This window comes from Chromobacterium sp. ASV23 (assembly GCF_016428945.1).
Classification (GTDB): domain Bacteria; phylum Pseudomonadota; class Gammaproteobacteria; order Burkholderiales; family Chromobacteriaceae; genus Chromobacterium; species Chromobacterium sinusclupearum.
In genome coordinates this window covers 21,374-44,120 of sequence record NZ_JAELTR010000013.1, presented here as the reverse complement: position 1 = coordinate 44,120, position 22,747 = coordinate 21,374, and the positions used below count along the sequence as shown (strand labels likewise).

The following is a 22,747-nucleotide window of genomic DNA, read 5'->3' as shown; positions in this document are numbered from 1 at the left end:
CCTGCGGGGCTGTTTGCATTCCGCGCGGGGCGGATGATTACTTCTCGACGAAGGCGCGCTCGATCGCGTAATCGGCGGGATCGCCCATGCGCGGCGATTCCTTGAAACCCATGCCGTTCAGGATTTCGCACAGGTCATGCAGCATGCTCGGGCTGCCGCAGATCAGCACGCGGTCGTGTTCCGGATTCAGCTGAGGCAGGCCGATGTCGGCGCACAGCTTGCCGTTGGTGATCAGGTCGGTCAGGCGGCCCTGATTGCGGAACGGCTCGCGGGTGACGGTCGGGTAGTAGATCAGCTTTTCCTTGACCATATCGCCGAAGAACTCGTTTTCCGGCAGTTCCTTGGTGATGTAGTCGTGGTAGCCCAGTTCGCTGACCCAGCGCACGCCGTGGGTCAGGATCACTTTGTCGTAACGCTCGTACACGTCCGGGTCCTTGATGATGGACATGAACGGGGCGAGGCCGGTGCCGGTGGACAGCAGATACAGGTTCTTGCCCGGCAGCAGGTTGTCCTGCACCAGGGTGCCGGTGGGCTTCTTGCTGATCAGCACGGTATCGCCAACTTGCAGGTGCTGTAGTTTGGAAGTCAGAGGACCATCCTGCACCTTGATGCTGTAGAACTCCAGGTGCTCCTCGTAGTTGGAGCTGACGATGGAGTAGGCGCGCATCAGCGGCTTGCCGTTGACTTCCAGGCCTATCATCACGAACTGGCCATTGATGAAGCGCAAACCCGCGTCGCGGGTGCAGGTGAAGCTGAACAGCGTGTCGTTCCAGTGGTGGACGGACAGGACTTTTTCAGCGGTCAGATTGGGAGAAGACATATGTCGCGCAGCTCACTCAATAAAGATCGGAATCATGTTGCGTTGCAAGGATTTTAACCCGTTTGCCGTTCCCCTGCTCAGTTCCTGCGGCTTCGGGCGTTGTATGGCGGCGCGAGACGTGCTCACGCGGGCCGGTTGTGCTTGGGATGACGCCAAGGCGGCTGCCGAGACGCGATCGTGATGGCATCGCTCTGCCAGACGGCAGGACGCGACTGTCGCATGGTACCGGACGGACTGGCCATGGTGGAAGATCGTTTGCTGATTTTTTTAGCACTAACCGTTATTTTGATCAGTGTCATTGTAATGAATTTTTCATAAAGACAGAGGGCGTCCCGGTGTTGGGACGCCCTCCGGATGACGACGGGGACGAAACATCGATTTCGCGCTCGGCTTAAAACTTGAGGTTCCGGGCGCGAACCCTACTAGAGTCACTACGGCATGCGCTTTACGCGCGCGCCGCCTGGAAGGAAACTTGCAGATTGCCGGTGCTGTTGCGCTTTTCGATACTCTACTGCCGGCACATCCTGCGCCCTGTCACGGGTGCGAATACGGGAAAAGGCTTCCCGCGGGGATCATCTCTGTTGTCCGTCTTCAGCTGTGGTATCTCTACGTCATGTATGGCCGGCCGGCGGCCTCTGGATCATACCGTGCATCCGTCTTGGACGCTGTTTGGGGCACTGCAGGCACCTTACGGTGCTGACTGGCGCTATGGGTTCGGGCGCAGTCGCAATGCCGAATCGAGAGTAAGGTTGCCGGTGGTCAACGTCTGACTCATCCTATCTCCTCCCTATTGCTGCGACTTTATCAATATAGTGCTTACAGATTGTGAAGCAAGTATTTCTTATGGAAAGCGTCAATCCAGCGCCGGGCTGACCGTGGCGGCGGTGACCGGGTTGGGCCGCAGATGCGATTCGAACTGGCGGCTGGCCGCCTGCCAGGAATAGCCTTCGGCGACGCGGCGCACATGCTCGCGGTCAATCTCCAGCGCCTGCAGGCAGGCCGCGCGCAAATCCCAATCCAGCACGCCGGCGCCGGAGTCGCCGACCACATCCAGCGGGCCGGCCACCGGGAAGGCGGCCACCGGCGTCCCGCAGGCCATCGCCTCCAGCAGCACCAGGCCGAAGGTGTCGGTCAGGCTGGGAAACACGAATACGTCGGCGGCGCGGTAGAAGCGCGCCAGCTCGTTCTGCGGAAAGACGCCGGCAAAGTGCACGTCCGGGTACTGCTGCTTCAGCCTGGGCAGCAACGGGCCATCGCCGACCACCCATTTGCAGCCGGGCAGGTCCAGTTTGAGGAAGGCCTCGATATTCTTTTCCACCGCCACCCGGCCAATGTAGACGAAGCGCGGCGGGATGGATTCATCCAGCCGCTGGCGCTCGCCCGGGCTGAACATCTCGGTGTCGACGCCGCGGCTCCACAGCTTGACGTTGTCAAAGCCGCGCGCTTCCAGATCGTTGGCGATGGAGCGGGTGGGCACCATCACCGCTTGCGAGGCGCCGTGGAAGCGCCGCATCCAGGCATAGCTGATCGGCAGCGGCAGGCGGCAGCGCGCGTGGATGTACTCCGGGAACCGGGTGTGGTAGGCGGTGGTGAAGGCCAGGCCTTCGCGCAGGCAGAAGCGGCGGGCGGCCAGGCCCAGCGGCCCTTCGGTGGCGATGTGTATGGCGTCGGGGGCGAAGCCGGCGATGCGATGCGCCACCTGGCGGTAGGGCAGCAGCGACAAGCGGATGTCCGGGTAAGTGGGGCAGGGCAGGGTGCGGAACTCCAGCGGCGTGATCATATTGATCTGATGGCCGAAACCGTCCAGCTCGCGCACGGTTTCGGTCAGCGAGCGGACTACGCCGTTGACCTGCGGCTTCCAGGCGTCGGTGATGATCATGATGCGCATGAGGATTCCTCCGTGGCGATGGTGGGCGGGGCGATGTCTTCCTGCGCGGCCGTTTTAGACGAGGCCAACGCGGTCCAGTGCAACACTTGCAGAGTGCCGTCCGGATGTTCAACCAGCGCCGACAGGCTTTCCACCCAGTCGCCGCAGTTGCCGTACAGGATGCCGTCTATCATCCGCACCTCCGGCTTGTGAATGTGGCCGCACACCACGCCATCGAAGCCGCGCCGCCTGGCCTCGCCGGCGACAATGCTTTCGAACTGGCTGATGAAGTTGACCGCGTTTTTCACCTTGTGCTTCAGGTACTGCGACAGCGACCAATACGGCAGGCCCAGCCGGGTGCGCACCCAGTTGAAGCCGCGGTTCAGCTCCAGGATCAGCGTGTAGAGGTTGTCGCCCAGATAGGCCAGCCATTTGGCGTACTGGATCACGCCGTCGAATTCGTCGCCATGCAGCACCAGCAGCCGCCGGCCGTCGGCGGTGATGTGCTCGGCCTCATGGCGGATGGCGATGCCGCCGAAGTCCAGCCCGCAGTATTGGCGCGCGGCCTCGTCGTGGTTGCCGGGGACGTAGATCACCTGGCAGCCCTTGCGCGCCTTGCGCAGCAGCTTTTGCACCACGTCGTTGTGGCTTTGCTTCCAGTACCAGGATTTTTTCAGTTGCCAACCATCCACGATGTCGCCGACCAGATACAGATAGTCGGATTCGTGTTCGCGCAGGAAGTCGAGTAGGTGGTCCGCCCGGCAGCCCGCGGTGCCGAGATGGACATCGGAAATCCAGATGCTGCGCAGGCGGCGGGGGGCGTCGGAAGCGGGGTCTGGCTGCATGGCAAGTCCGTGGGCCTAGGTGATAATCCATGCTGCAATGATGAAGTGACAGGCAAATGAGACTTTGTTGACAAGCATGTGAAGCGCCGGGATGGCGGCGGCGTATCCTTGGTTTGCCCGGCGCGCCGCGCGCCGTCGGCAAGGTTGTTGGCCGCGTTTAAGCATCATTTAAGCTAGTGGTGCGATAAGTAAGGCGATACGGGGAGGAGCGATGCGGATACTGCTGGTGGAGGACGACGGCCAGATTGGGGACGGCTTGCGCATGGGCTTGCGGCAGCTCGGCTTTGTGGTGGATTGGCTGCAGGATGGCTTGCAGGCGCGCGATGCGCTGTCCGCCGCGCCATACGATGCCGCTGTGCTGGACCTGGGTTTGCCCGGCCTGGACGGCATGGCCATTCTGGCCGCGTGGCGGCACCAGGGCAGCGATCTGCCGGTGCTGGTGCTGACTGCGCGCGATGCGCTGGTGGACCGTGTCGGGGGGCTGGACGCCGGCGCCGACGACTATCTGGCCAAGCCCTTCGCTTTGGCCGAAGTGGCGGCCAGGCTGCGCGCCCTGCATAGACGGCGCCAAGGCATGAGCCAGCCGCTGTTGAGCCATGGCCGGCTCACGCTGGACCCGGTCGGCCGCGTGGCGACGCTGGACGGCGCGCCGCTGGAGCTGACGGCACGGGAATTGGCCTTGCTGGAGTTGCTGCTTTGCAACAGAGGGCGCGTGCTGCCGCGCGAGCGGATAGAGGAAAAGTTGTACGGCTGGGGGCAGGAGCTGGAAAGCAATGCGCTGGAAGTGCATGTCCATCACCTGCGCAAGAAGCTCGGCGCCGGCTTCATCCGCACGCTGCGCGGCATCGGTTATACGCTGGGAGAGCCGGCGTGAGGCGGCCGCTCAGCCTGCAGGCCAGGCTATTGCTGGTGCTGCTGCTGATCGTGCCGGCCACCTGGCTGGCGGCGTCGGCCGCCGCGGTCTGGCTGGCGCAGCGCGAGGTCGATGAATTGTTCGATACCCAGATGGCGCAGTTCGCCCGCCAATTGCTGGCCATCGATGTGCATGATGCGGTGCCGGACGACACGCCCAAGCTGAAGCACTTGCTGCATGGCGCCGACGCGGGGCGGATGGACAATGGCGATCTGGGTTTGGCGGTATGGGACCGCCAGGGCAACCGGCTGTTGTGCGACGGCCGCGGCCGCCGCTTCGATTATCAGCCCAGCCGGCGCGGCTTCTACGACGAGCCCGGCAAGGACCGGCATCATGACTGGCGGATGTTGTATCTGCTGTCCGCCGATGGAACCCGGCAGGTCGCGGTGGGCCAGAAGCTCGGCCTGCGGCAGGAAATGGTGTGGAGCGTGGTCACGGCGCAGTTGCTGCCATGGCTGATCGGCCTGCCCTTGATGCTGCTGGCCATCCTGTTCGCGCTGCGGCGCGAGCTGGCGCCCTTGCGCAAGCTGGCCGCCGTCATCGCCGCGCGCGCGCCGGACGACAACAGCCCGGTCAGCGCCGACGTGCCGCAGGAAGTGCAGCCCTTGCTGCGTTCGCTGAACGCGCTGTTTGGCCGCATGGGGCAGATGCTGGAGCACGAGCGGCGATTCACCGCCGATGCCGCGCATGAGCTGCGCACGCCGCTGGCGGCGCTGCGTGTCCAGGCGGAAGTGCTGGAATTGATGCCGGACGATGCCGGCCGCCGCCATGCCCTGGCGCAGCTGCAGCTGGGCATTGCGCGCGCCGGCCGTTTGGTGGAGCAGCTGCTGGCCCTGTCGCGGCTCGACCCGCTGCAACAGCCGCAGCAGCGGGCGCGGCTGGACTGGCAGCGCTTGATCGAGCATATGCTGGCGGAGCTGTCGCCGCTGGCCGAGCAGGTGGAGTGGCAGCTGGACTGGCGTTGCGCGCCGGAGGCGGCGCTGCCGCTGTTTGGCGACGAGGCCTTGCTGGGGCTGATGTTGCGCAATCTGCTGGAAAACGCCTGCCGTTATGGGCCGGCCGATGGCGTGGTGACGGTGAGGTTGGAGCAGGACGCGGTCAGCGTGCTGGATCAGGGGCCGGGCATCCCGCCGCAGTGGCTTGCGCGGGTGCGCGAGCGATTCTTCCGCCCGCCGGGCCAGCAGCAGGCCGGCAGCGGGCTGGGCCTGTCCATTGTCGAACGCATCGCCGAGCTGCACGGCCTGCGGCTGGTGTTGCGCAACCGGCCCGAGGGCGGCCTGGAGGCGAGGCTGGAGCGGACGGCGTGACTGCGACAATCTGCCGCAGGCCGCCGGCAGGATGCTGGTTTATGCTGTGAATATCCCGGCGCGACAGGCACCGGGCAGACAAAGGTTGCAAGCCCGCTTTGACCGGCGGGCTTCTTTTTTTGTCAGCGAGTCAGCCCGCTCGCTTGGCGTAGGCGGCCGGGTCCATGTCCCGCACCTCGCAGCTGATGGCGGCGACCTCCGGCAGCACGGCGCTGGCGGCGCGCACCAGCGCATCGGCCAGCCGACCCTTCTGTTCGTCGTTGCGGCCTTCAAGAATCAGGCAGGAGAGATGGACAAAGTCCGCCTTGGCGCCGCCGACCAGAGAGTGCGGCGATGCTAGGGGCTGTTGACGTTTGGTGAGTGGATCGCGTTTGAGCCGATTTGGGCCGGAAGCAAGGCGCACAGTCCGCCGCATAGTCATTCTATGCAAGGGCTGGGCAACGTGACTTCCGGCCCAAAGCGGCCAAACCCGCAGGGCCGGGCGCCTTTCGCGCCGACTCTTCGTTATTCCGCGCTGGCAGAGAATGACTATGCGGCGCGCGAAACGCCTCGATTCGGCGCAAAACGCATCCCGGCGCGACCGCTCACCAAACGTCAACAGCCCCTAGCAGCCGGGTCTTGATGTCGGCGGTCTGGAACAGCCCGCTACGGTTGGCCGCGTCATGGACAGCCTGGACCAGCTGTTCGACGGCGGGATGGCGGGCCAGGTCGGCTGAGCATTCGATGACGCAATGGGGCATCTTGAGTATTCCGTGAAGTTGATCAGTCGGCGTTCACGCCGAAGCGCATGCGCCAGAACAGCGCGTTGCACACGCCGCCGGCCATCGCGCCCAGATAGATGGTCATCCAGTCGTTATACAGCAGCGGCTCCGCCACCCTGGCGTACAGCAGCGTGATCACGCTGCCGCTGAAGGCGCCCGGCATGAAGGCGACCAGCAGCAGCAGCCAGGCTGGCCACTGCCGCTGCCAGCGCGCCACCGGTCCGGCCAGGATGATGCGCAACAGGCACAGCAGCAGGCCGAAGATCAGCGCCGGCACCGCGCCCATCAGGTAGGCCATCATCGGCACCACGCCGCTGGCCAAGAGCGCCACCAGCGGCCCGAGCAGGATGAACAGCGTCAGGCCGCAGGCCAGGATTTTCAGATAGGGAGTCTTCATCCGCTTTCGACACAGGGCTAAAGGCAGACAGCGTAGCAGACTGGCCGGCCGGCGACGAGTGTGGCCATCATCGGCGCGCGGCGAACGGGTCGGCCAGGCGGGGATCGCGGATCAGCGTGTCGTCGGTCAGGGTTTTCAGGAAGGCGACGATGTCGGCCTGCTCCGCCGCGCTCAGCCGGATGCGGTCGATGGCGGCGTCTTTCCACGGGTTGCGCCGGCCGTCGCCGCTTTTCGCGTCGCGGCGGCCATGCTCGGCGTGGATGCGCACCGCCTCTTCCAGCGTCGCCACGCTGCCGTCGTGCATATACGGCGCGGTGAGGGCGACATTGCGCAGGCTGGAGCTGCGGAAGCGGCCCATGTCGGCGGGCTGGCCGCTCAGCTCCAGCGCGCCGCGGTTGGGAAACGGGTAGCCGCCTTTGCCATCCGTGTTGTAGAGGCCGATGTTGTGGAAGGGCAGGCCGTCGCTATGGCCTGCCATCTGGTCGTCGAAATCCGGGCTGCCATGGCAGCGTAGGCACTGGGCTTGTTCCGAGCGGAACAGTTTCAGGCCGCGCAGCTCGGCGGCGGACAGCACGGCCCGGCCGGCCTGGTAACGGTCGTAGCGCGAGTCGAACGAGACGATGCCGCGTTCGAACGTGGCGATGGCCTTGACGATATTGGCCAGCGACAGCGGCTGCCCCTCTGTCGGGAAGACGCGGGCGAATTCCCGCTGGTACACGGGATCGGCGCGGAGCCTGGCCAGCACCGTCGGCATATTGCCGTCGTTGATGCCCATTTCCACCGGATCGGTGCGGAACAGCGGCCCATCCATCTGCCGCTCCAGCGTGGTCAGCGAATAATTGGCCCAGGTATAGCTTTTGCGCCAGGCGACGTTGGCCAGCGGCTGGGCATTGCGCAGCGTGCGCTCGCCGGTACTGCCCAGCGACCGCGCCACGCTGTCGCTGAAGGCCTTGTCCTGCGGATGGCAGCTGGCGCAGCTGATGCTGCCGTTGCCGGACAGCCGCTTGTCGTAGAACAGGCGGCGGCCGAGTTCGAACTTGGCCTGGCTCATCGGATTGTCGGCCGGCACCGGCGGCGGAGCCACGCCGTCCGGCAGCTGCCAATGCCAGTCTCCGACCGGGGCCGGCGGCGGACTTTCCCGCCCGCATGCAGTCAGCAGCCCGGCCAGCGCCAGCGCGGCGAGCGGCCTCATGAGGCGATCTTCTCCAGCCGGAACACGCGGGAATGGCGGCCATCGTCCAGCGGCTGGCCGCCGTCGTTGGTGCCCGGCTGGCTTTCGTTCAGCCGCAGGCCCAGGCGGTCGAAGATGGGTTGGCATTCGGCGTCGGTGACATTGGATTTGCAGCCGAAATCGGCGCTGTCGTCGCGGGTGATGTCGTTGCCGGCGAACAGCGCTTGCACATCCAGCACCACGCGGTCCGATTTCGGATCGAAGCGGTCGAACATCACCTTGACGCGATTGGGCTTGCCGCAGCGGTAGCCGCCGGCGATGTTGCGGTCCGGCTTGCAATCGGTGGAGCCGAGGTGGAAAGACCACTTCGGATCGCCGCTGCCGTCCTGGCGCTTGACGCCGCCGTCCGGCGCTAGGTCTACCCGCATGAAGCGATGGCCGGATTGCCATTCCCACATCAGCCAGTACACGCCGAGTATCGGGTGCGGCGGGCTGTGCGCCGGCTGATGGTTCAAGCCCACTTCCTTGCCCTGGGCGTTCTTGGCGGAGATCGGCACGCCCACTTTGAAGCTCAGGCCGGTGTAGTTGCCGGCCGGGGCCGTGCCAACCACGTCGCTGTTGCTGCCGTCCAGCGGCTGGTTGTCGTCCACATTCGGCTGCTTGCAGCTGCCGCCGGCAAAGTCCAGCAGGGCCAGGTTCAGGAACTGCCATTTATTGGCCTGGTCCAGCTGCAGCGGCACTTCCTGGCCTTGGTCCGTGATCAGCGCCACATCGTGCACATACATCATGCCTTCGGTCAGTTGGGCATTGGCATGGCTGCTTCCGATATTGCTCAGCTTGCTGCCGCACGTCGCCGGCTGATTGCCGGACTTCAGCGCGAAATGGACGGTGGTGGCGCCGCCGCCATATCCTTCATTTTGCGTCGGCGCGGGGCTTTCGCTGCTTGATACGCCGCCGCCCAGGCAGCCGGCCAGGCCCAGGCATAGCCCGGGGACGAGAATCCAGCTCTTGTTCATCACTGCTCTCCATTTATCGTTATGTGTTCCGGCCGCCAGCCCCCGGCCGGAGGGGAGGGGCTTACCAGTGCGCCTGCAGCTTCATCCACAGCGTGCGGCCAGGCTCATTGACGCGCAGGGTGCGGTCATAGCCGATGACGTCGGCGCCGCCTTTGCTGACGTGCTCGGCGTAGGCGCGGTTGAACAGGTTGTCGATGCCGGCGGTCAGCTTGATGGCCTTGCTGACGCGCCAGCCGCCGTTCAGCGACAGCGTGGCGAAGCCTGGCGTCGGGCCGATGTCCTGGCCGGCGATATTGCCCTGGCCGATGGCGTAGCGGTCCTGGCCCGCGGCCACGCGCCATACGGCGGCCCCGGCCCAGGTCTGGTTGTCCCAAGCCAGGCTGACGGTGGCGGTCAGCGGCGGCGTCTGCGCCAGCGGCTTGTCGTCGGTGGCGTTGGCGGCCCAGCTGTAGGCGGCGCTGCCGGACAGCTGCCACTGCGGCGCGAACTGCCAGGCGGCGTCGGCTTCGAAGCCGTAGCGGTAAGCCTGGATATTGCGGGTCTGCTGGCTGGCCTTGGTGTCGATCAGCAGGAAGTCGTCGATGCGGCTCAGGTAGGCCGACAGCGAACCCTTGACCCGCTCGCCCTGGTACAGCGTGCCCACGTCCAGCTGGGTATTGCGTTCCGGCTGCAGCACGGTGCGGTTGGTGCTGACCTTGGCGCGTTCCCAGTAATCGGGCGCGCGTTCGGCGATGCCGACGCCGGCATACGGGGTCCAGCTACCCAGTTTGTATTCGTAACGGGCGAAGCCGCTATAGAGGCGGTAATCCTGCAGCTGCTCGCCTTGGGTCGCCGTAGCGTCGTAATAAGCGCGAGCCCGGTCGTGGCGCCAGCCGGCGATGGCTTTGCCGCCGCCCAAGGGCTTGCTGCCTTCCACATAGATGCCGGCGCGCCTCAGATGCTGGTCGGGAGTCCGCGGCAGACTGGCGTAGTCCCGCCCGCCAAAGCGGCTGGTGTGGCGGTCGTTCTGCCAGTCGGCGCCGGCGGTCAGCTCGATATCTGCCCAGGCCAGGTCGGCCTCCAGCTTGGCGGCGTCGGTTGTGCGGTCCGGATTGCTGGCGCTGGCCGGCTTGCCGGGGGAGAGCGGCCGCAGCGAGTAATTGTCCATCACATGGTCGGCGTAGCTGTGATTGGCGGCCAGCCTCACCGCGTCCAGCCACGGCGCGATATTGCGTTGTTCCGCCTTGACGCCCCAGGCGCTGCGGTCGAACTGGCTGCCATCCATCATTCGGTCGGCATAGGCGGCGTGGCCGCGGCCGAAGTCGCCGGACAGCTCGATCGTGGTGTCGCGCGTGGGCGTGAGGCCGGCGATGAGGCTCTGGCTGTCGCGCTGGTAGGCCGAGTGCACTTTCTGGCCGTTGCCGTCGCGGTAATCGCTGGCCTCGTTGTGGGCGTCGATCAGGCGCAGATAGCCTAGCGCGCCGCCCAGCGTCAGGTCGGCGTAGGCGTCCTGGCGGTTAGCGCTGCCGGCGAGCAGGCTGCCGTCGAAGCGCAGGCCCGGCTCGTCGAAGGGCTTGGTTTTGCGCTCGAAGCTGACCGCGCCGCTGATCAAGCCGCCGCCGTATTTGACCGACTGTGGACCCTTGATCACCACCAGCTTGTCGTAGGCGTCGGGGAACAGGTAGGCGGTGGGCGGGTCCATCCTGCCCGGACAGCCGCCGTAGACGAAGCCGCCATTGGCCAGGATGTTCAGCCGCGAGCCGCCCAGGCCGCGCAGCAGCGGGTCGCCGGAGCTGCCGCCTTTGCGCACCACGTCGAAGCCGGGAATGGTTTTCAGGAGGTCGGCGCCGTCGCCGGCCGGCACCGGCTGGCGCGGCGCGCGCGGGTCGGTTTCCACCCGCAATGGCTGTTCGGTTTTGACGGCGGTGACGACGATGGTGTCGGCGTGGAAGACAGGCAGATCGGCGGCAAAGGCGTGGCCAACCGCCAGCGCCAAGGGCACGGGAAGCAGGATTTTATTGAGCATCACGGGAGCCAAACGGTTTTTGAATTTTGCGGCGATGCTATTTGAAACCGTTCCCGCCCGGAATGCGGCATATTGTCGCAGCGCGCCGCGCCAGCCGCATGGTGTAAAGTGGCGGCATGAAATGGAATGCGATATGGGAGCCGGAGCAGGCCATCGATCCGCGGCAAACCAGCCGCCGGGTCTGCCGCCTGCGCTGGATGATGCTGTCGCTCGCCTCCGGGCTGACGGCCTGCTGCGCGCTGCTGGACGTAGCCTTGCCGTGGCTGCTGATCATGCAGGCGCTGGCGACGCTGGCGCTGGTCAATCTGGCGCTGCCGCGGCTGCCGGATTGGGAGGTGTCGGCCGAGCAGGCGCTGCGGCTGGGCCTGTTGGCCGACGTGCTGGTGCTGACCGAGCTGTTGGCTTTCAGCGGCGGCGCAGCCAATCCCTTGGCCTCGCTGTATCTGCCGCCGGTGTTGTTCGCCGCGCTGCTGTCGCCGGGCTGGTTCGCCTGGTTGCTGGCCATCCTCAGCGTGGCCGCCTACGGCTTGCTGTTCCAGTGGCATCTGGACTGGCCGCTGAACGGCGGCAACGCCGCCTATGCTTTCAATCTGCACCTGGCCGGGATGTGGATTTCCTTCGCGCTGTCCGCGCTGTTGATCGCCGGTTTCGTGTCCTGGCTGGCCCGCCAGCTGCGGCATCAGGGCGATGCGCTGGCGCAGGCGCGGGAAACGCAGCTGCGCGATGAGCAATTGCTGGCGGTGGGCATGCAGGCGGCCGGCGCCGCCCATTCCTTGTCCACGCCGCTGAATACGCTGACGCTGCTGGTGGACGAACTGATCAGCGAACGCGCCGGCGACGCCGCGCTGTCGCAGGATCTGCAGCTGATGCGGGCGCAACTGGCCAGCTGCCGCGGTACGCTGTCCCGGCTCAAGCATGGTTCCGAACCCAGCCCGGGACGGCAGCCGCTGTTCGCCGCGCTGGCGGAGCGGCTGGATGGCTGGCGCAGCCTGCGGCCGGACGTCAAGCTGGATTGGCAGGCGCCGGATGGCGACGATCCGCGGGTGGCGCTGGATGCCGCGTTCTGGCCGGCGCTGTTCAATCTGGTCAATAACGCGGCGGAGGCCGGCGGCGGCGAGGTGACGGTGGCGGCGCAGCTGCGCCAGGGCTGCCTGCTGCTGGACATCATCAACCGCCAGGGCTGTCTGAGCGAGGCGCAATTGGCGCGCGCCGGCCTGGCGCCGCTGGAGTCGGCCAAGCCTGCCGGGCTGGGGCTGGGCATGATGCTCAGCCACGCCACCTTGGCGCGTCTGGGCGGCACGTTGAGCCTGGACAATCGCGCCGAGGGGGGCGTGCACGCGCGCATCACGCTGCCTTTGGCGCTGGAGGAAAAAACGTGAGCGATTTTCTGTTGATCGATGATGACGAAGCCTTCGCCATGGTGCTGATGCGCTCGCTGAGCCGGCGCGGTTACGCGGCGGTATGGGCGCGCGACGCGGCGCAGGCGCTGGCGCGGGCGGCCCAGCGGCCGGCCCGCATCCTGCTGGACCTGAATCTGGATGGCGACAGCGGCCTCAGGCTGCTGCCGGCGCTGCGCGAGGCCAGCCCGGACAGCGCCATCGTGGTGCTGACCGGCTACGCCAGCATCGCCACCGCCGTCGAAGCCACCAAGCTGGGCGCGGTGCAGTACCTGGGCAAGCCGGCCGGCGTGGACGAGATTCTGGCGGCCTTCGCGCAGCAGGCGGCCAATCCGGAGCTGCCGGTGTCGCCGCAGCCGATGTCGCTGCGGCGCGTTACCTGGGAGCATTTGCAGCGCGTGCTGGCCGAGCACGACGGCAATATCTCCGCCACCGCGCGCGCGCTGAACATGCATCGCCGCACCCTGCAGCGCATGCTGGCCAAGAAACCGGTCAAAAACTGAACCAAGGATCATGACGATTATATAAATCGGACGATGGCGGGCCATCAGAAAATATGATTGGAGTGAAAGCTCCAGCGCGGCGTAACGTGCGGATTCCATACTGATAAAGGGGAGATGCAAGATGCTGCGTGGACAGATGATGGACCTGCCGTTGCTGATTTCCGACCTGCTGACGCACGCCGAGCGTTTTCATGGCGACACTGAAATCGTGTCGCGCACGGTGGAAGGGCCAATCCACCGCTACACCTACCGCGACGCCGCCCGCCGCGCCCGCCAGCTGGCCAATGCGCTGCCCTCGCTGGGCGTTACGCCGGGCGACCGCATCGGCACGCTGGCCTGGAACGGCTACCGCCATTTCGAGATCTATTTCGCCGTTTCCGGCAGCGGCGCCGTTTGCCACACCGTCAATCCGCGGCTGTTCCCGGAGCAGATCGCCTGGATCATCAACCACGCGGAAGACAAGGTGCTGATGTTCGACCTCAGTTTCCTGCCGCTGGTGAAGCAACTGGCCGACCAGTTGAAGAGCGTCGAGCATTTCGTGCTGCTGGCCAGCCATGCCGACCTGCCGGCGGACAGCGGCATTCCCGATCTGATCAGCTATGAAGACCTGGTGAACAGCCATAGCGACGTCTACGCCTGGCCGCGCCTGGACGAGAACGCCGCCTCCAGCCTGTGCTACACCTCCGGCACCACCGGCAACCCCAAGGGCGTGCTGTATTCGCACCGCTCCACCGTGCTGCATGCCTACGGCAGCGCGCTGCCGGACAGTTTCGACATCTCGGCGCGTTCGGTGGTGATGCCGGTGGTGCCGATGTTCCACGCCAACGCCTGGGGCCTGCCCTACAGCTGCGCCATGAACGGCAGCAAGCTGGTGCTGCCGGGGTCAAAGCTGGACGGCGCCAGCCTGCAGCAACTGATCGCCGGGGAGGGCGTGACCACCACCGTCGGCGTGCCCACGGTCTGGCTGCAGCTGTTGCAATATTGCCAGCGCGAAAACCTGTCGCTGGCGCCGCTGAAGCGGGTGATCGCCGGTGGCTCCGCCGTGCCGGAGAGCATGATCGAGCAGCTGGCCGAGCGCGGCATAGAGATGCGCCAGCTATGGGGCATGACCGAGCTGTCGCCCTGCGGCACCACCGGCACGCCCAAGCTGAAACACGAGGGCCTGGCCGGGCCGGAATGGAACGCGCTGCTGACCAAGCAGGGGCGGCCGGTGTACGGCGTGAACATCCGCATCGTCGACGACGCCGGCCTGCCGCTGCCGCATGACGGGGTGTCGTTCGGCAACCTGCAGGTGCGCGGCCCCTGGGTGCTGTCGCAGTATTTCAAGCGCGAACTCGACGCCAACCATAGCGCAGATGGCTGGTTCCATACCGGCGACGTGGTGACGATAGACCCGGATGGCTTCATGCGCATCACCGACCGTACCAAGGATGTGATCAAGTCCGGCGGCGAATGGATCAGCTCCATCGATCTGGAAAACATCCTGGTCGGCCATCCTGCGGTGGCGGAGGCGGCGGCCATCGCCGTGGCGCATCCGAAATGGGACGAGCGCCCGTTGATGGTGGTGACGCTGAAGCCGGGCGCGCGCGTCACGCGAGACGAGCTGCTGGCCTACTTCGACGGCAAGATCGCCAAGTGGTGGACGCCCAATGACGTAGTCTTTGTGGACGAGTTGCCGCACACCGCCACCGGCAAGCTGCTGAAGATGAAGCTGCGCGAGCAGTTCCGCGACCATCAGTGGCCGGAAACATGAAGATTGGATGATTTGCTCTAATGTGCTGGCTTTTTATAGAGCATTTACGTTAGAATGCCCGCTGCACTGAGAGCCGCAAGGTTTTGAGGTGTTAGCCCCTCGAAATATCGCGCTGGCCAAGGCTGGTCCGATGTTTCTTCCTCGTGTTGACCCCTGCCGCATAGCCGCAGGGGTGTTTTTTTTTGGCGTCGCCGAAGTGTGGTATTCACATCGACGCCCGTCTTTCAAGCACCTATCATAATCAAGTTGGCATGCGTTCGATCAAGCGGTTTTGTCCGAGCCTGGTTTAACGTACTCGTCAAGTTTTCAATAAGCACTATCAAATACGCTTGATCCGATACCGCCATGGCAAGTCAAGGCAGGTCGGCGCGCGCGCTCGCCTTCTATTCGGGACTGCTGATTCAATACAGTGGGAAAAGGGAAACAGATGAAATCACTCCGTAGCCGCCTGATAGCGCTCAACGTCTTGTTGATGGCGCTGTTCGGCCTGGTCCTGGTGACCATAGTCTTCATGCAGATGCGATCGGAAATCCTGGGCGGGCTGGACAACGAGTTCTCCGCCAGCCTGAAGGGGCAGAGCGCCGTGGTCACTACCTGGCTCTCCGAGAAAAAACAGCAGATCGTCGCCCAGACCAGCGTGGCGAATGAACCGGATGCGCTGCGCTTCCTCAAGGTGGGCAGCAAGGCCGGCGGCTTCAATGTCAACTATGCCGGCTACGCCGACGGACGCACGCTGTTCTCCGACGACTGGGTGGCGCCGGCGGATTACAAAGTGGCCGACCGCGACTGGTACAAACAGGCCAAGGACGCCGGCCAGCCGATTGTGACCGAGCCTTATGTCGACGAGGCCACCAAGAAGCTGACCGTCACCATCGCCGCGCCGTTCAGCCACAACGGCGCCTTCGCCGGCGTGGTCGGAGGCGACGTGATGGTGGACACCCTGGTCAAGTCGGTGTTGTCGATGAAGGTGCGCGGCAACGGCTACGCTTTCATCGTCGACAAGAAGGGCACCGTGATCGCCCACCCGCAGGCGGACCTGACGCTGAAGCCCATCACCGGCTTGGTGCCGGAGTTGACGCCGGAGCGGCTGACGCAGCTGGTGCAGAGCGACAACGCCTCGGATATGAGCATCGGCGGCAAAGACATGCTGGTCTCCGCCCAGACCATCCCGGGCACCAACTGGGTCATGGCGCTGGCGACGGAGCGCGATGTGGTGCTGGCGCCGCTGGACAAGCTCTTGTACACCATAGGCGGACTCAGCCTGCTGGTGTTCGTGTTCATGATCCTGTTCTCCGGCATGGTCATCGGCAAGATGCTGGCCGGCCTGGTCAAGCTGAAGGCGGCGATGGAGGACATCGCGCGCGGCCAGGGCGACCTGACGCTGCGGCTGAAGGATGACGGCCAGGACGAGATCGCCGCCACCGCGCGCGCGTTCAACACCTTTGTCGGCCAGCTGGGCCACCTGTTCCGCGGCCTGAAGACGGATGCGCAGGACGTGGTGGGCGGCGTGCAGGACGCCAGCCAGCTGGTGGCCAGCGTGGCGCAGAGCGCGCGCCATATCTCGGACGTCTCGTCCTCCAACGCAGCCACGCTGGAGCAGATCACCGTTTCCATCTCCCATATCGCCGACAGCGCGCGCCAGGCCGACCAGTTGGCCAACGCCACCGGCCAAAATCTGGCGGCCAGCGCCGACAATATGGAGCGGCTGTCCAGCGGCATGGAAAACACCGTGCAGTCGGTGCGCGGGTTGGAGGAGATGCTGTCCTCGCTGGACAAGCGCTCGCAGGAAATCTCCGGCATCACCAATGTGATCCGCGACATCGCCGACCAGACCAATCTGCTGGCGCTGAATGCGGCGATCGAGGCGGCGCGCGCCGGCGAGCAGGGGCGCGGCTTCGCGGTGGTGGCGGACGAAGTGCGCAAGCTGGCCGAGCGCACTGCCCAAGCCACGCTGGAAATCTCCAATATGGTGGGCGCGATCCGCGAGGAAACCGGCCGCGCCGTGGGCGATGTCAATAACACGGTGCAGGCGGTGGACGAGGGCGTGGGCCTGACCCGCGAGGCGGTGGACAATATCGCCGCCATCCGCGAATCCATGCTGGAGGTGGTGGCCAAAATGAGCGAGATTTCCCATTCGACCCAGGAACAGCACAAGGCCACCACGCTGATCGCGCAAAGCTCCGAGGCGATCAACGGCCATGTGCTGGAGAACGACGACGTGCTGCAAAACGTCAGCAGCACGCTGTCTGGCCTGGCCGGCAACGCCGGCAAGATGGACGCGGAGTTCAACAAGTTCCGGCTGTGATCCCGCCGCTCAGGCAGACAACGCCGCCTTGCCAGGCGGCGTTTTTGCGTCGAAGATCCGGACAAGCCGTTTCGATGATCGGATGCCATGACGCCGTTTTCTCCCGATACCCTGCTTGCCGCCAGACGCCTGGCCGAAGGCGACCTGTCCGGCGCGCTGCATGCCGCGCAGACCGGCCTGCAGGCGGAGCCCGGCAATGCGCCGCTGTGGAACTTGCTGGGCGTTTGCGCCGCTCGGCTCGGCCAGTTGCCGCTGGCGGAGCAATGCTGGGGCCAGGCGCTGGCGCTCGATCCTGCCACCCCGGACGCGCATTTCAATCTGGCTTGCCTGCGCGCCGAGCAGCGCAAACTGAGCGAAGCGGAGTCGCATTACCGCGCCGAGCTGGCGCGCGACCCAGACCACCCGGCCAGCCTGGGCAATCTGGGCAATCTGCTGCAGGAAGCCGGCCGGCTGCCTGAGGCCGAGGCCTGCTTCCGCCGCCGGCTGGCGGCGCGCCCTTCGGCCGCCGCGCATTATCAGCTGGGCCGTTTGCTGCGCCAGCAGGGCCAAGCCGGCGAGGCGGAGGCCTGTTTGCGCGCCTGCCTGGCGGATGCGCCGGATGATGTCGAAGCCCTGCAGCTGCTGGGCCAGTTGCTGGCGGACAAGGGCGATGCCGCCGAGGCTGAAACGATGTTGCGGCGCGCCGTGGCTCTGGAACCGGGGCATGCCGTCGCCAGCAATAATCTGGGGCTGCTGCTGATGGCGCGGCGCAGCTGGGACGAGGCGGAGCGCTGGCTGCGCGCGGCCCATGCCCGGCAGCCGGCAGCGGTGCTGCCCAATCTGGCGGCTTTGCTTTGCGCCACTGGCCGCGCGGCCGAGGCGGAGAAGGCGCTGCGCGCGGCGCTGGCGGCCGAGCCAAACCGCGCCGACTGGCTGAATCTGCTCGGCGTGGCCCTGCGCGAGCAGGGCCGGGATGAAGAGGCCGAGCAAGCCTGGACGCGCGGCCTGGCGCAGGCGCCGGCCCATCGCCGCTTGCGGCAAAACCTGGGCTATTTGCGGCTGGCGCGCGGCGAATGGCAGGCCGGCTGGGAGAGCCACGAGGCGAGGCTGGCCGCCGCGAGCTATCCTGCGCCGCCGTCGCCGCGCTGGCAGGGCGAGGACTTGTCGGGCAGGCATCTGCTGCTGATGTTCGAACAGGGCTATGGCGACGCCATCCAGTTCAGCCGCTATCTGGATCCTCTGCTCGAAAAGGGCGCGGCGCGCGTGACGGCGCTGTGCCGCGCGCCGCTGTTGCCCTTGTTTGCGCGGCAATGGCCGCAAGTGGAATGGCTGGCTATGGCCGGCGGCTACCCTGCCGCTTTTCCGCCGCACGATTGCCATGTGTTTTCGATGAGCCTGCCATGGGTCTTGCGCGAGTTCGAGCCGCGCGCGGAAATCTATCTGCAGGCCGATCCGGCGCTGCGGCAGGCGTGGCGTGCGCGCCTGCCTGCCGGCCGCAACATCGGCCTGGTCTGGCGCGGCCGGCCCGAGCATCCGTTCGACCACTGCCGCTCCTTGCCGGGACCGGAGGCCTTGCAGCCCTTGCTGCGCGGCGAAAGCGCCAACTGGATTGCGCTGCAGCCGGCGCCGACGGAGGCCGAGCAGGCCTGGCTGCGCGAACACGGCGTGCTGGAGCTGGGCGGCGAACTCAAGGAGTTTGCCGATAGCGCGGCCGTGCTTGCCGAGCTTGACGGCGTGGTGAGCGTGGACACGGCGATGGCGCATCTGGCCGGCGCGCTGGGCGTGCCTTGCCGATTGCTATTGTCTGGCGAGCATGTGGACTGGCGCTGGGGGCAGGATGGCGAAACGACGCAGTGGTACGGCTCGGTCCGCCTGCAGCGCCAACGGCGCGGCGAGGGATGGGACGAGACGATGGCTCGGCTGTCTGGCGGGTAGGGCGGAAGCCCCAAGGGGGTGTTCCGCCATGCTTCGGTCGTGATCTGCGGAACGCCCGGCGCGGCCGGGCTTCCGCCCTACAGCCACTTGTCCGGATTCATCAGTCTGTTCGGGGCCGCGCCTGCTTGATGCTGCGCATCCGCAAGTAGGGCGGAAGCCCCAAGGGGCGTTCCGTCATGCTTCGGTTGTGATCGGCGGAACGCCCGGCGCGGCCGGGCTTCCGCCTTACAGCCACTTCCCGGGATTCATCAGCCCGTCCGGGTCCAGCGCGTGCTTGATGCTGCGCATCAATTCCAGCGCCAGCGGGTCTTTGTAGTGCACCAGCCAGTCTTTCTTCAGCTGGCCGACGCCGTGTTCCGCCGCCAGCGTGCCGCCCAGGCGGTAGACATGGTCGTAGACGATGGCGTTGACCGCCGCTTCGTCATCGAAAAGATCGACATTGCCGGGCCGGGTGAAGCTGACGTTGTAGTGCAGATTGCCGTCGCCGGCATGGCCGAAGGCGACGATGCGCACGCCGGGAAACGCCCGCTCCAGATCCGCCGCGCAGTCGCGCACCAGTTGCGGCAGCGCTGAGGTCGGCACCGCGATGTCGTGCTTGATGCTGGGGCCGTCCTTGCGCTGGCTTTCCGATATCTCCTCGCGCAGCGTCCACAGCTTGCGTCGTTCGGTTTCGTTTTGCGCCATCACGCCGTCCAGCATGTCCTGCGTGGCCAGCCACTCCACCAGCGCGTCGTTAAGCTGCGCTGCGTCGCCGCCATCGGAAAGCTCGATCAGGATCAGCCACGGCGCGGAAAACGGCATCAGCGCCGGATGGTGGCGCAGCAACACCTGCTGGCAGTTGGCGTCGATGACCTCGAATGCGGTCAGGCGGTCGCCAAAGCGATGGCGCAGCCGGTTCAGCCAGTCTATCGCCGTCTCGATATCGCCGACGCCGACCATCGCGGTGGCGTGGGCGCTGGGCAGCGGAAACAGCTTCAGCGTGGCGGCGGTGATCAGGCCCAGCTGGCCTTCCGCGCCGATGAACAGCTGCTTCAGGTCCAGGCCGGTGGTGTCCTTGCGCAGGCCGGACAGCTGGTCCAGCACGCGGCCATCCGGCAGCACCACTTCCAGCCCCAGCGTCAGCTCGCGCATGGTGCCGTAGCGCAGCACCGCCACGCCGCCGGCGTTGGTGGACAGGTTGCCGCCGATCTGGCAAGTCCCTTGCGAAGCCAGCGCCAGCGGAAACAGCCGTCCGGCCGCTTCTGCCGCCTGCTGCGCTTCCCATAACGTGACGCCGGCATCCACGGTCAGCGCGTTGTTGTCGGTGTCCACCCGGCGTATGGTTTTCAAGCGGCGCAAGGCGACGATCAGCTGCCGGCCGCTGGCGTCCGGCGTGGCTGCGCCGCAAGTGGAGGTATTGCCGCCCTGCGGCACGATGGCTATTTTGTGCGCGCGGCACAGCCGGACGATGGCGGCCACTTCCGCGGTATTGCCCGGCAGCGCCACCGCCAGCGGCGCGCCCTGATAGCGCCGCCGCCAGTCCAGCGTGAACGGTGCGGTATCGTTTTGCGCGGTGAGGATGTATTGCGGGCCGATGGCGGCGGCCAGCGGCTGCAGGAAGTCGTTCATGCGGGTTCCAGAAAACTTTCGTCCACGGCCGCGTACAGCGCCTGCGGCGCGCCGCAGACGGCGGCCCAGTAGCGGTCGCCGTAGGACCAATGCCACCACTCGGACGGGTAGTTGACGAAGCCGGCCGCCCGCATCGCCTCACTCAGCATGCGCCGGTTGGTGCGGGCCTGAGCCGATATGGCGGGGCTGTCGGTGTAGCAGGCGCCGGCGGATTCCTCGCTGTCGGCATTGAACGGGCACCCCATGTCCAGTTCCTGCCCCTTGGCATCGATCAGCGTCACGTCCAGCGCCGCGCCGGTGGGATGCGGCGCGACAGCCGGCGGAGCGACGTACAGGCTGGCCTCGCGCAACAGCGCGGTCTCGTCCAGTTCCGGCCGCAGTTCGCGGAGTTTGGCCAGATGCTCGTCGTAAGAGCGTTGCTGGCGCGCCAACGGCCGGTAGGCTTCCTTGACGCAGAAGCGCAGGCCATCCGGCAGATGGCGCGCGGCGATCTGTAGCCGCTCCGCCACCGCGCGGCGGGCTTCCAGAAAGTGCGGGCTGCGGCTGGCAATCTGACTGCGGCTCAGGTCCACTGCCCAGTCCGGGTAGTCGGCCAGGTCCACGAACGGTTCGGCGATGTCGGCCAGCGGAATGGCCAGCAGGGCGGGGTCGGCAAGCGTCAGCATGGCGGCTTTCAGAAAGGCCCGTTGTTGTCGCGCAGCTTGTCCGGCAGGCCGTCGTGGCCGCCAAGCTTGCGCTCCGGCACGTCGTCCCAGTGCAGGGTCCCCAGGAACTGGTTGCGCTCGGGATGCACGGCGTAGTGGATGCGGTTGTCCTCTCTGTCCGTATCGCCTACGCACAGCAGGCGAACCGGCTGATCCGTGTTGTTGATGAAGGTATGAGCCAGGCCGTCTCCGGCCTTGAACCCTACCGAATCGCCCGGCTGCAGCCGGTACACGGTGCCATCCAGCCAGACATCGGGCGTGCCTTCCAGCACATGGACGAATTCGTCCTCGGTTTTTTCGGCATGGGGCCAACTGGTGCGGCAGCCCGGTTCCAGCAGTTCGTGATGGATGCCGAGCCGGGCGAAGCCATAGTGCTTGCCCAGCGCGCTGCCGCGGGATAGCGGTTCCTGGCTGCCGGAGTAATAGCGCGGCCTGTCGCTTTGCAGTTCGCTCCAATGTTTGATGCAGTCGGGGCGGCTCATGGGTCTTCCTCTGTAGTGGCCAGGCTGTCGCAGCCGTGGCCGATGGCGAGATAGCGCCGGGCCAGCCGTCGGAACCCCGGCTCGGCCCAGGCTGGCAAGCGGGGCAGATAGCGGCGCGGGGTTTGCAGCAGGCCGCAACGATAGCGCGGGGCGTCCCATTCCAGCGCGGGGCAGGTGCCGGCGCGGTGTTTCAGCAATAGCCGCGACAGCGGGCAGGGCGCGGCCGCGCAGCATACGCCGCAGCCGTTGCAGGGCTGGCCGGGCGCGGGCTTGGCCGGCGCGTCGATCCTCAACCATACCACCTGCCGGCTGGCCATGACAGGCGCGCTTATTCCGGGATGTCGGCCGCCATCAGCTCGTCCGGATGCTGCCAGCCCGGCTGGGCGGCGATGCGGGCGAGCCAGGCCTGGATATGGGGCCAATCGGCGATGTCCAGGCCGGCGTCGGACAGCCACCACAGGTAGGCGCACAGCGAGATGTCGGCGATGCTGACTTGGTCGCCGGCCAGATAGCGGCGCTCGGCCAGCTCCGTCTCCAGCACGGCCAGGTCTTCGCGCAGCCGCGCTTCCAGCCAGGCTTCCACCGCCGGTTCGTAGTGGGCCATTAGGCGGGAGTAGCGCAGATTGGGCAAGGACATGCCTAGGCGGTTGGTTTCCCAGTTCAGCCATTCGCGCACGCGCTGGCGTTCGCCCAGCGCGCCGCCCAGCGTGCCGTAGCTGTCGGCCAGCCATTGCAGGATGGCGTTGGACTGGCACAGCGGCACGCCGTCGGCCACCAGCACCGGCACTTCGCCGAAGCGGCTGGCGGTGCGGAAGTCTTCCGGACGTTCGGCGCGCGGCAGGGCGAGGTCGATGTGGGCGTAGTCGTGCGAGATGTCGGCCAATACCAGCGCCAGCCTGACCTTGTAGCTATGGCCGGAGTAGCGGTTGCCGTAGAGAATCAGCTTGCTCATTGCGTGTACTTTCTGTCGGGCGCTTCC

Annotated in this window: 21 protein-coding genes; 7 read left to right on the top strand and 14 right to left on the bottom strand. The window is 66.2% G+C overall.

Features of this window, described 5'->3' with window-relative positions; genetic code table 11:
* Positions 1-37: 37 nt before the first annotated feature.
* From JHD59_RS07885 to JHD59_RS07875, 3 genes are all read right to left on the bottom strand, one after another.
* Positions 38-820, bottom strand: coding sequence for a ferredoxin--NADP reductase (locus JHD59_RS07885; protein ID WP_103321141.1), 783 nt, complete (start codon positions 818-820; stop codon positions 38-40).
* An 853-nt stretch (positions 821-1,673) separates the two neighbouring features.
* On the bottom strand, positions 1,674-2,708 hold the full coding sequence (locus tag JHD59_RS07880; protein ID WP_199153847.1) for a glycosyltransferase family 1 protein: 1,035 nt from the start codon (positions 2,706-2,708) through the stop codon (positions 1,674-1,676).
* On the bottom strand, positions 2,696-3,532 hold the full coding sequence (locus JHD59_RS07875; protein ID WP_199153846.1) for a UDP-2,3-diacylglucosamine diphosphatase: 837 nt from the start codon (positions 3,530-3,532) through the stop codon (positions 2,696-2,698). The genes JHD59_RS07880 and JHD59_RS07875 overlap by 13 nt, the downstream gene beginning before the upstream one ends.
* Before the next feature lie 211 nt (positions 3,533-3,743).
* On the opposite strand from JHD59_RS07875, the gene JHD59_RS07870 reads away from it, so the two are divergent.
* On the top strand, positions 3,744-4,406 hold the full coding sequence (locus JHD59_RS07870; RefSeq protein ID WP_199153845.1) for a response regulator: 663 nt from the start codon (positions 3,744-3,746) through the stop codon (positions 4,404-4,406).
* A complete protein-coding gene (locus tag JHD59_RS07865; RefSeq protein WP_199153844.1) occupies positions 4,403-5,752 on the top strand; it encodes an ATP-binding protein in 1,350 nt (449 codons plus the stop codon). The genes JHD59_RS07870 and JHD59_RS07865 overlap by 4 nt, the downstream gene beginning before the upstream one ends.
* A gap of 130 nt (positions 5,753-5,882) precedes the next feature.
* Here the strand turns inward: JHD59_RS07865 and JHD59_RS07860 are convergent, their stop codons facing one another.
* From JHD59_RS07860 to JHD59_RS07835, 6 genes are all read right to left on the bottom strand, one after another.
* Positions 5,883-6,155, bottom strand: a complete 273-nt coding sequence (locus JHD59_RS07860) for a 5-carboxymethyl-2-hydroxymuconate Delta-isomerase (protein ID WP_199153843.1) — start codon at positions 6,153-6,155, stop codon at positions 5,883-5,885.
* 181 nt (positions 6,156-6,336) lie between these two features.
* Positions 6,337-6,492 carry a hypothetical protein gene (locus tag JHD59_RS07855; RefSeq protein WP_199153842.1) on the bottom strand — a complete coding sequence of 52 codons (156 nt, stop codon included), beginning with the start codon at positions 6,490-6,492 and terminating at the stop codon, positions 6,337-6,339.
* A gap of 22 nt (positions 6,493-6,514) precedes the next feature.
* A complete protein-coding gene (locus JHD59_RS07850; protein ID WP_103321135.1) occupies positions 6,515-6,910 on the bottom strand; it encodes a hypothetical protein in 396 nt (131 codons plus the stop codon).
* Between the two features lie 67 nt (positions 6,911-6,977).
* Complete coding sequence (locus tag JHD59_RS07845; protein ID WP_199153841.1) at positions 6,978-8,102, bottom strand: methanobactin export MATE transporter MbnM; 1,125 nt, start codon at positions 8,100-8,102, stop codon at positions 6,978-6,980.
* Positions 8,099-9,097, bottom strand: a complete 999-nt coding sequence (locus tag JHD59_RS07840; protein WP_199153840.1) for an MbnP family copper-binding protein — start codon at positions 9,095-9,097, stop codon at positions 8,099-8,101. The genes JHD59_RS07845 and JHD59_RS07840 overlap by 4 nt, the downstream gene beginning before the upstream one ends.
* A gap of 61 nt (positions 9,098-9,158) precedes the next feature.
* Entirely contained in the window at positions 9,159-11,102 is a 1,944-nt protein-coding gene (locus JHD59_RS07835; RefSeq protein ID WP_199153839.1) for a TonB-dependent copper receptor, read from the bottom strand.
* 116 nt (positions 11,103-11,218) lie between these two features.
* Here JHD59_RS07835 and JHD59_RS07830 point away from each other — a divergent pair, with 116 nt between their 5' ends.
* The 5 genes from JHD59_RS07830 (at position 11,219) to JHD59_RS07810 (ending at position 18,974) form a co-directional block, all read left to right on the top strand.
* Positions 11,219-12,481, top strand: a complete 1,263-nt coding sequence (locus tag JHD59_RS07830; RefSeq protein ID WP_199153838.1) for a HAMP domain-containing histidine kinase — start codon at positions 11,219-11,221, stop codon at positions 12,479-12,481.
* Positions 12,478-13,002 (top strand): response regulator, encoded by a 525-nt coding sequence (locus tag JHD59_RS07825; protein ID WP_199153837.1) that lies wholly within the window; start codon positions 12,478-12,480, stop codon positions 13,000-13,002. Before JHD59_RS07830 ends, JHD59_RS07825 begins: the two co-directional genes overlap by 4 nt.
* 121 nt (positions 13,003-13,123) lie before the next feature.
* Positions 13,124-14,755, top strand: coding sequence for a 3-(methylthio)propionyl-CoA ligase (locus JHD59_RS07820; RefSeq protein ID WP_233163950.1), 1,632 nt, complete (start codon positions 13,124-13,126; stop codon positions 14,753-14,755).
* Positions 14,756-15,182: 427 nt separating this feature from the next.
* Entirely contained in the window at positions 15,183-17,060 is a 1,878-nt protein-coding gene (locus tag JHD59_RS07815; protein ID WP_199153836.1) for a methyl-accepting chemotaxis protein, read from the top strand.
* Between the two features lie 87 nt (positions 17,061-17,147).
* A complete protein-coding gene (locus tag JHD59_RS07810) occupies positions 17,148-18,974 on the top strand; it encodes a tetratricopeptide repeat protein (RefSeq protein ID WP_199153835.1) in 1,827 nt (608 codons plus the stop codon).
* Positions 18,975-19,199: 225 nt separating this feature from the next.
* On the opposite strand, the gene JHD59_RS07805 is transcribed toward JHD59_RS07810, so the two are convergent.
* From JHD59_RS07805 to JHD59_RS07785, 5 genes are read right to left on the bottom strand one after another with little or no spacing between them, the layout of a single operon-like run.
* Positions 19,200-20,582 (bottom strand): FAD-binding oxidoreductase, encoded by a 1,383-nt coding sequence (locus tag JHD59_RS07805; protein WP_199153834.1) that lies wholly within the window; start codon positions 20,580-20,582, stop codon positions 19,200-19,202.
* Positions 20,579-21,247 (bottom strand): M15 family metallopeptidase, encoded by a 669-nt coding sequence (locus JHD59_RS07800; protein ID WP_233163949.1) that lies wholly within the window; start codon positions 21,245-21,247, stop codon positions 20,579-20,581. The genes JHD59_RS07805 and JHD59_RS07800 overlap by 4 nt, the downstream gene beginning before the upstream one ends.
* Before the next feature lie 8 nt (positions 21,248-21,255).
* Positions 21,256-21,768 carry a cupin domain-containing protein gene (locus JHD59_RS07795; protein ID WP_199153833.1) on the bottom strand — a complete coding sequence of 171 codons (513 nt, stop codon included), beginning with the start codon at positions 21,766-21,768 and terminating at the stop codon, positions 21,256-21,258.
* Positions 21,765-22,085 (bottom strand): hypothetical protein, encoded by a 321-nt coding sequence (locus JHD59_RS07790; protein WP_233163948.1) that lies wholly within the window; start codon positions 22,083-22,085, stop codon positions 21,765-21,767. The genes JHD59_RS07795 and JHD59_RS07790 overlap by 4 nt, the downstream gene beginning before the upstream one ends.
* Before the next feature lie 11 nt (positions 22,086-22,096).
* Positions 22,097-22,720 (bottom strand): glutathione S-transferase family protein, encoded by a 624-nt coding sequence (locus JHD59_RS07785; RefSeq protein ID WP_199153832.1) that lies wholly within the window; start codon positions 22,718-22,720, stop codon positions 22,097-22,099.
* Positions 22,721-22,747 lie beyond the last annotated feature (27 nt).

Coding starts and splice junctions, on each gene's coding strand:
- JHD59_RS07885 (WP_103321141.1), bottom strand. CDS start 820: ATGTCTTCTCCCAATCTGACCGCTGAAAAAGTCCTGTCCGTCCACCAC.
- JHD59_RS07880 (WP_199153847.1), bottom strand. CDS start 2,708: ATGCGCATCATGATCATCACCGACGCCTGGAAGCCGCAGGTCAACGGC.
- JHD59_RS07875 (WP_199153846.1), bottom strand. CDS start 3,532: ATGCAGCCAGACCCCGCTTCCGACGCCCCCCGCCGCCTGCGCAGCATC.
- JHD59_RS07870 (WP_199153845.1), top strand. CDS start 3,744: ATGCGGATACTGCTGGTGGAGGACGACGGCCAGATTGGGGACGGCTTG.
- JHD59_RS07855 (WP_199153842.1), bottom strand. CDS start 6,492: ATGCCCCATTGCGTCATCGAATGCTCAGCCGACCTGGCCCGCCATCCC.
- JHD59_RS07850 (WP_103321135.1), bottom strand. CDS start 6,910: ATGAAGACTCCCTATCTGAAAATCCTGGCCTGCGGCCTGACGCTGTTC.
- JHD59_RS07845 (WP_199153841.1), bottom strand. CDS start 8,102: ATGAGGCCGCTCGCCGCGCTGGCGCTGGCCGGGCTGCTGACTGCATGC.
- JHD59_RS07840 (WP_199153840.1), bottom strand. CDS start 9,097: ATGAACAAGAGCTGGATTCTCGTCCCCGGGCTATGCCTGGGCCTGGCC.
- JHD59_RS07835 (WP_199153839.1), bottom strand. CDS start 11,102: ATGCTCAATAAAATCCTGCTTCCCGTGCCCTTGGCGCTGGCGGTTGGC.
- JHD59_RS07830 (WP_199153838.1), top strand. CDS start 11,219: ATGAAATGGAATGCGATATGGGAGCCGGAGCAGGCCATCGATCCGCGG.
- JHD59_RS07820 (WP_233163950.1), top strand. CDS start 13,124: ATGCTGCGTGGACAGATGATGGACCTGCCGTTGCTGATTTCCGACCTG.
- JHD59_RS07815 (WP_199153836.1), top strand. CDS start 15,183: ATGAAATCACTCCGTAGCCGCCTGATAGCGCTCAACGTCTTGTTGATG.
- JHD59_RS07810 (WP_199153835.1), top strand. CDS start 17,148: ATGACGCCGTTTTCTCCCGATACCCTGCTTGCCGCCAGACGCCTGGCC.
- JHD59_RS07805 (WP_199153834.1), bottom strand. CDS start 20,582: ATGAACGACTTCCTGCAGCCGCTGGCCGCCGCCATCGGCCCGCAATAC.
- JHD59_RS07800 (WP_233163949.1), bottom strand. CDS start 21,247: ATGCTGACGCTTGCCGACCCCGCCCTGCTGGCCATTCCGCTGGCCGAC.
- JHD59_RS07795 (WP_199153833.1), bottom strand. CDS start 21,768: ATGAGCCGCCCCGACTGCATCAAACATTGGAGCGAACTGCAAAGCGAC.
- JHD59_RS07790 (WP_233163948.1), bottom strand. CDS start 22,085: ATGGCCAGCCGGCAGGTGGTATGGTTGAGGATCGACGCGCCGGCCAAG.
- JHD59_RS07785 (WP_199153832.1), bottom strand. CDS start 22,720: ATGAGCAAGCTGATTCTCTACGGCAACCGCTACTCCGGCCATAGCTAC.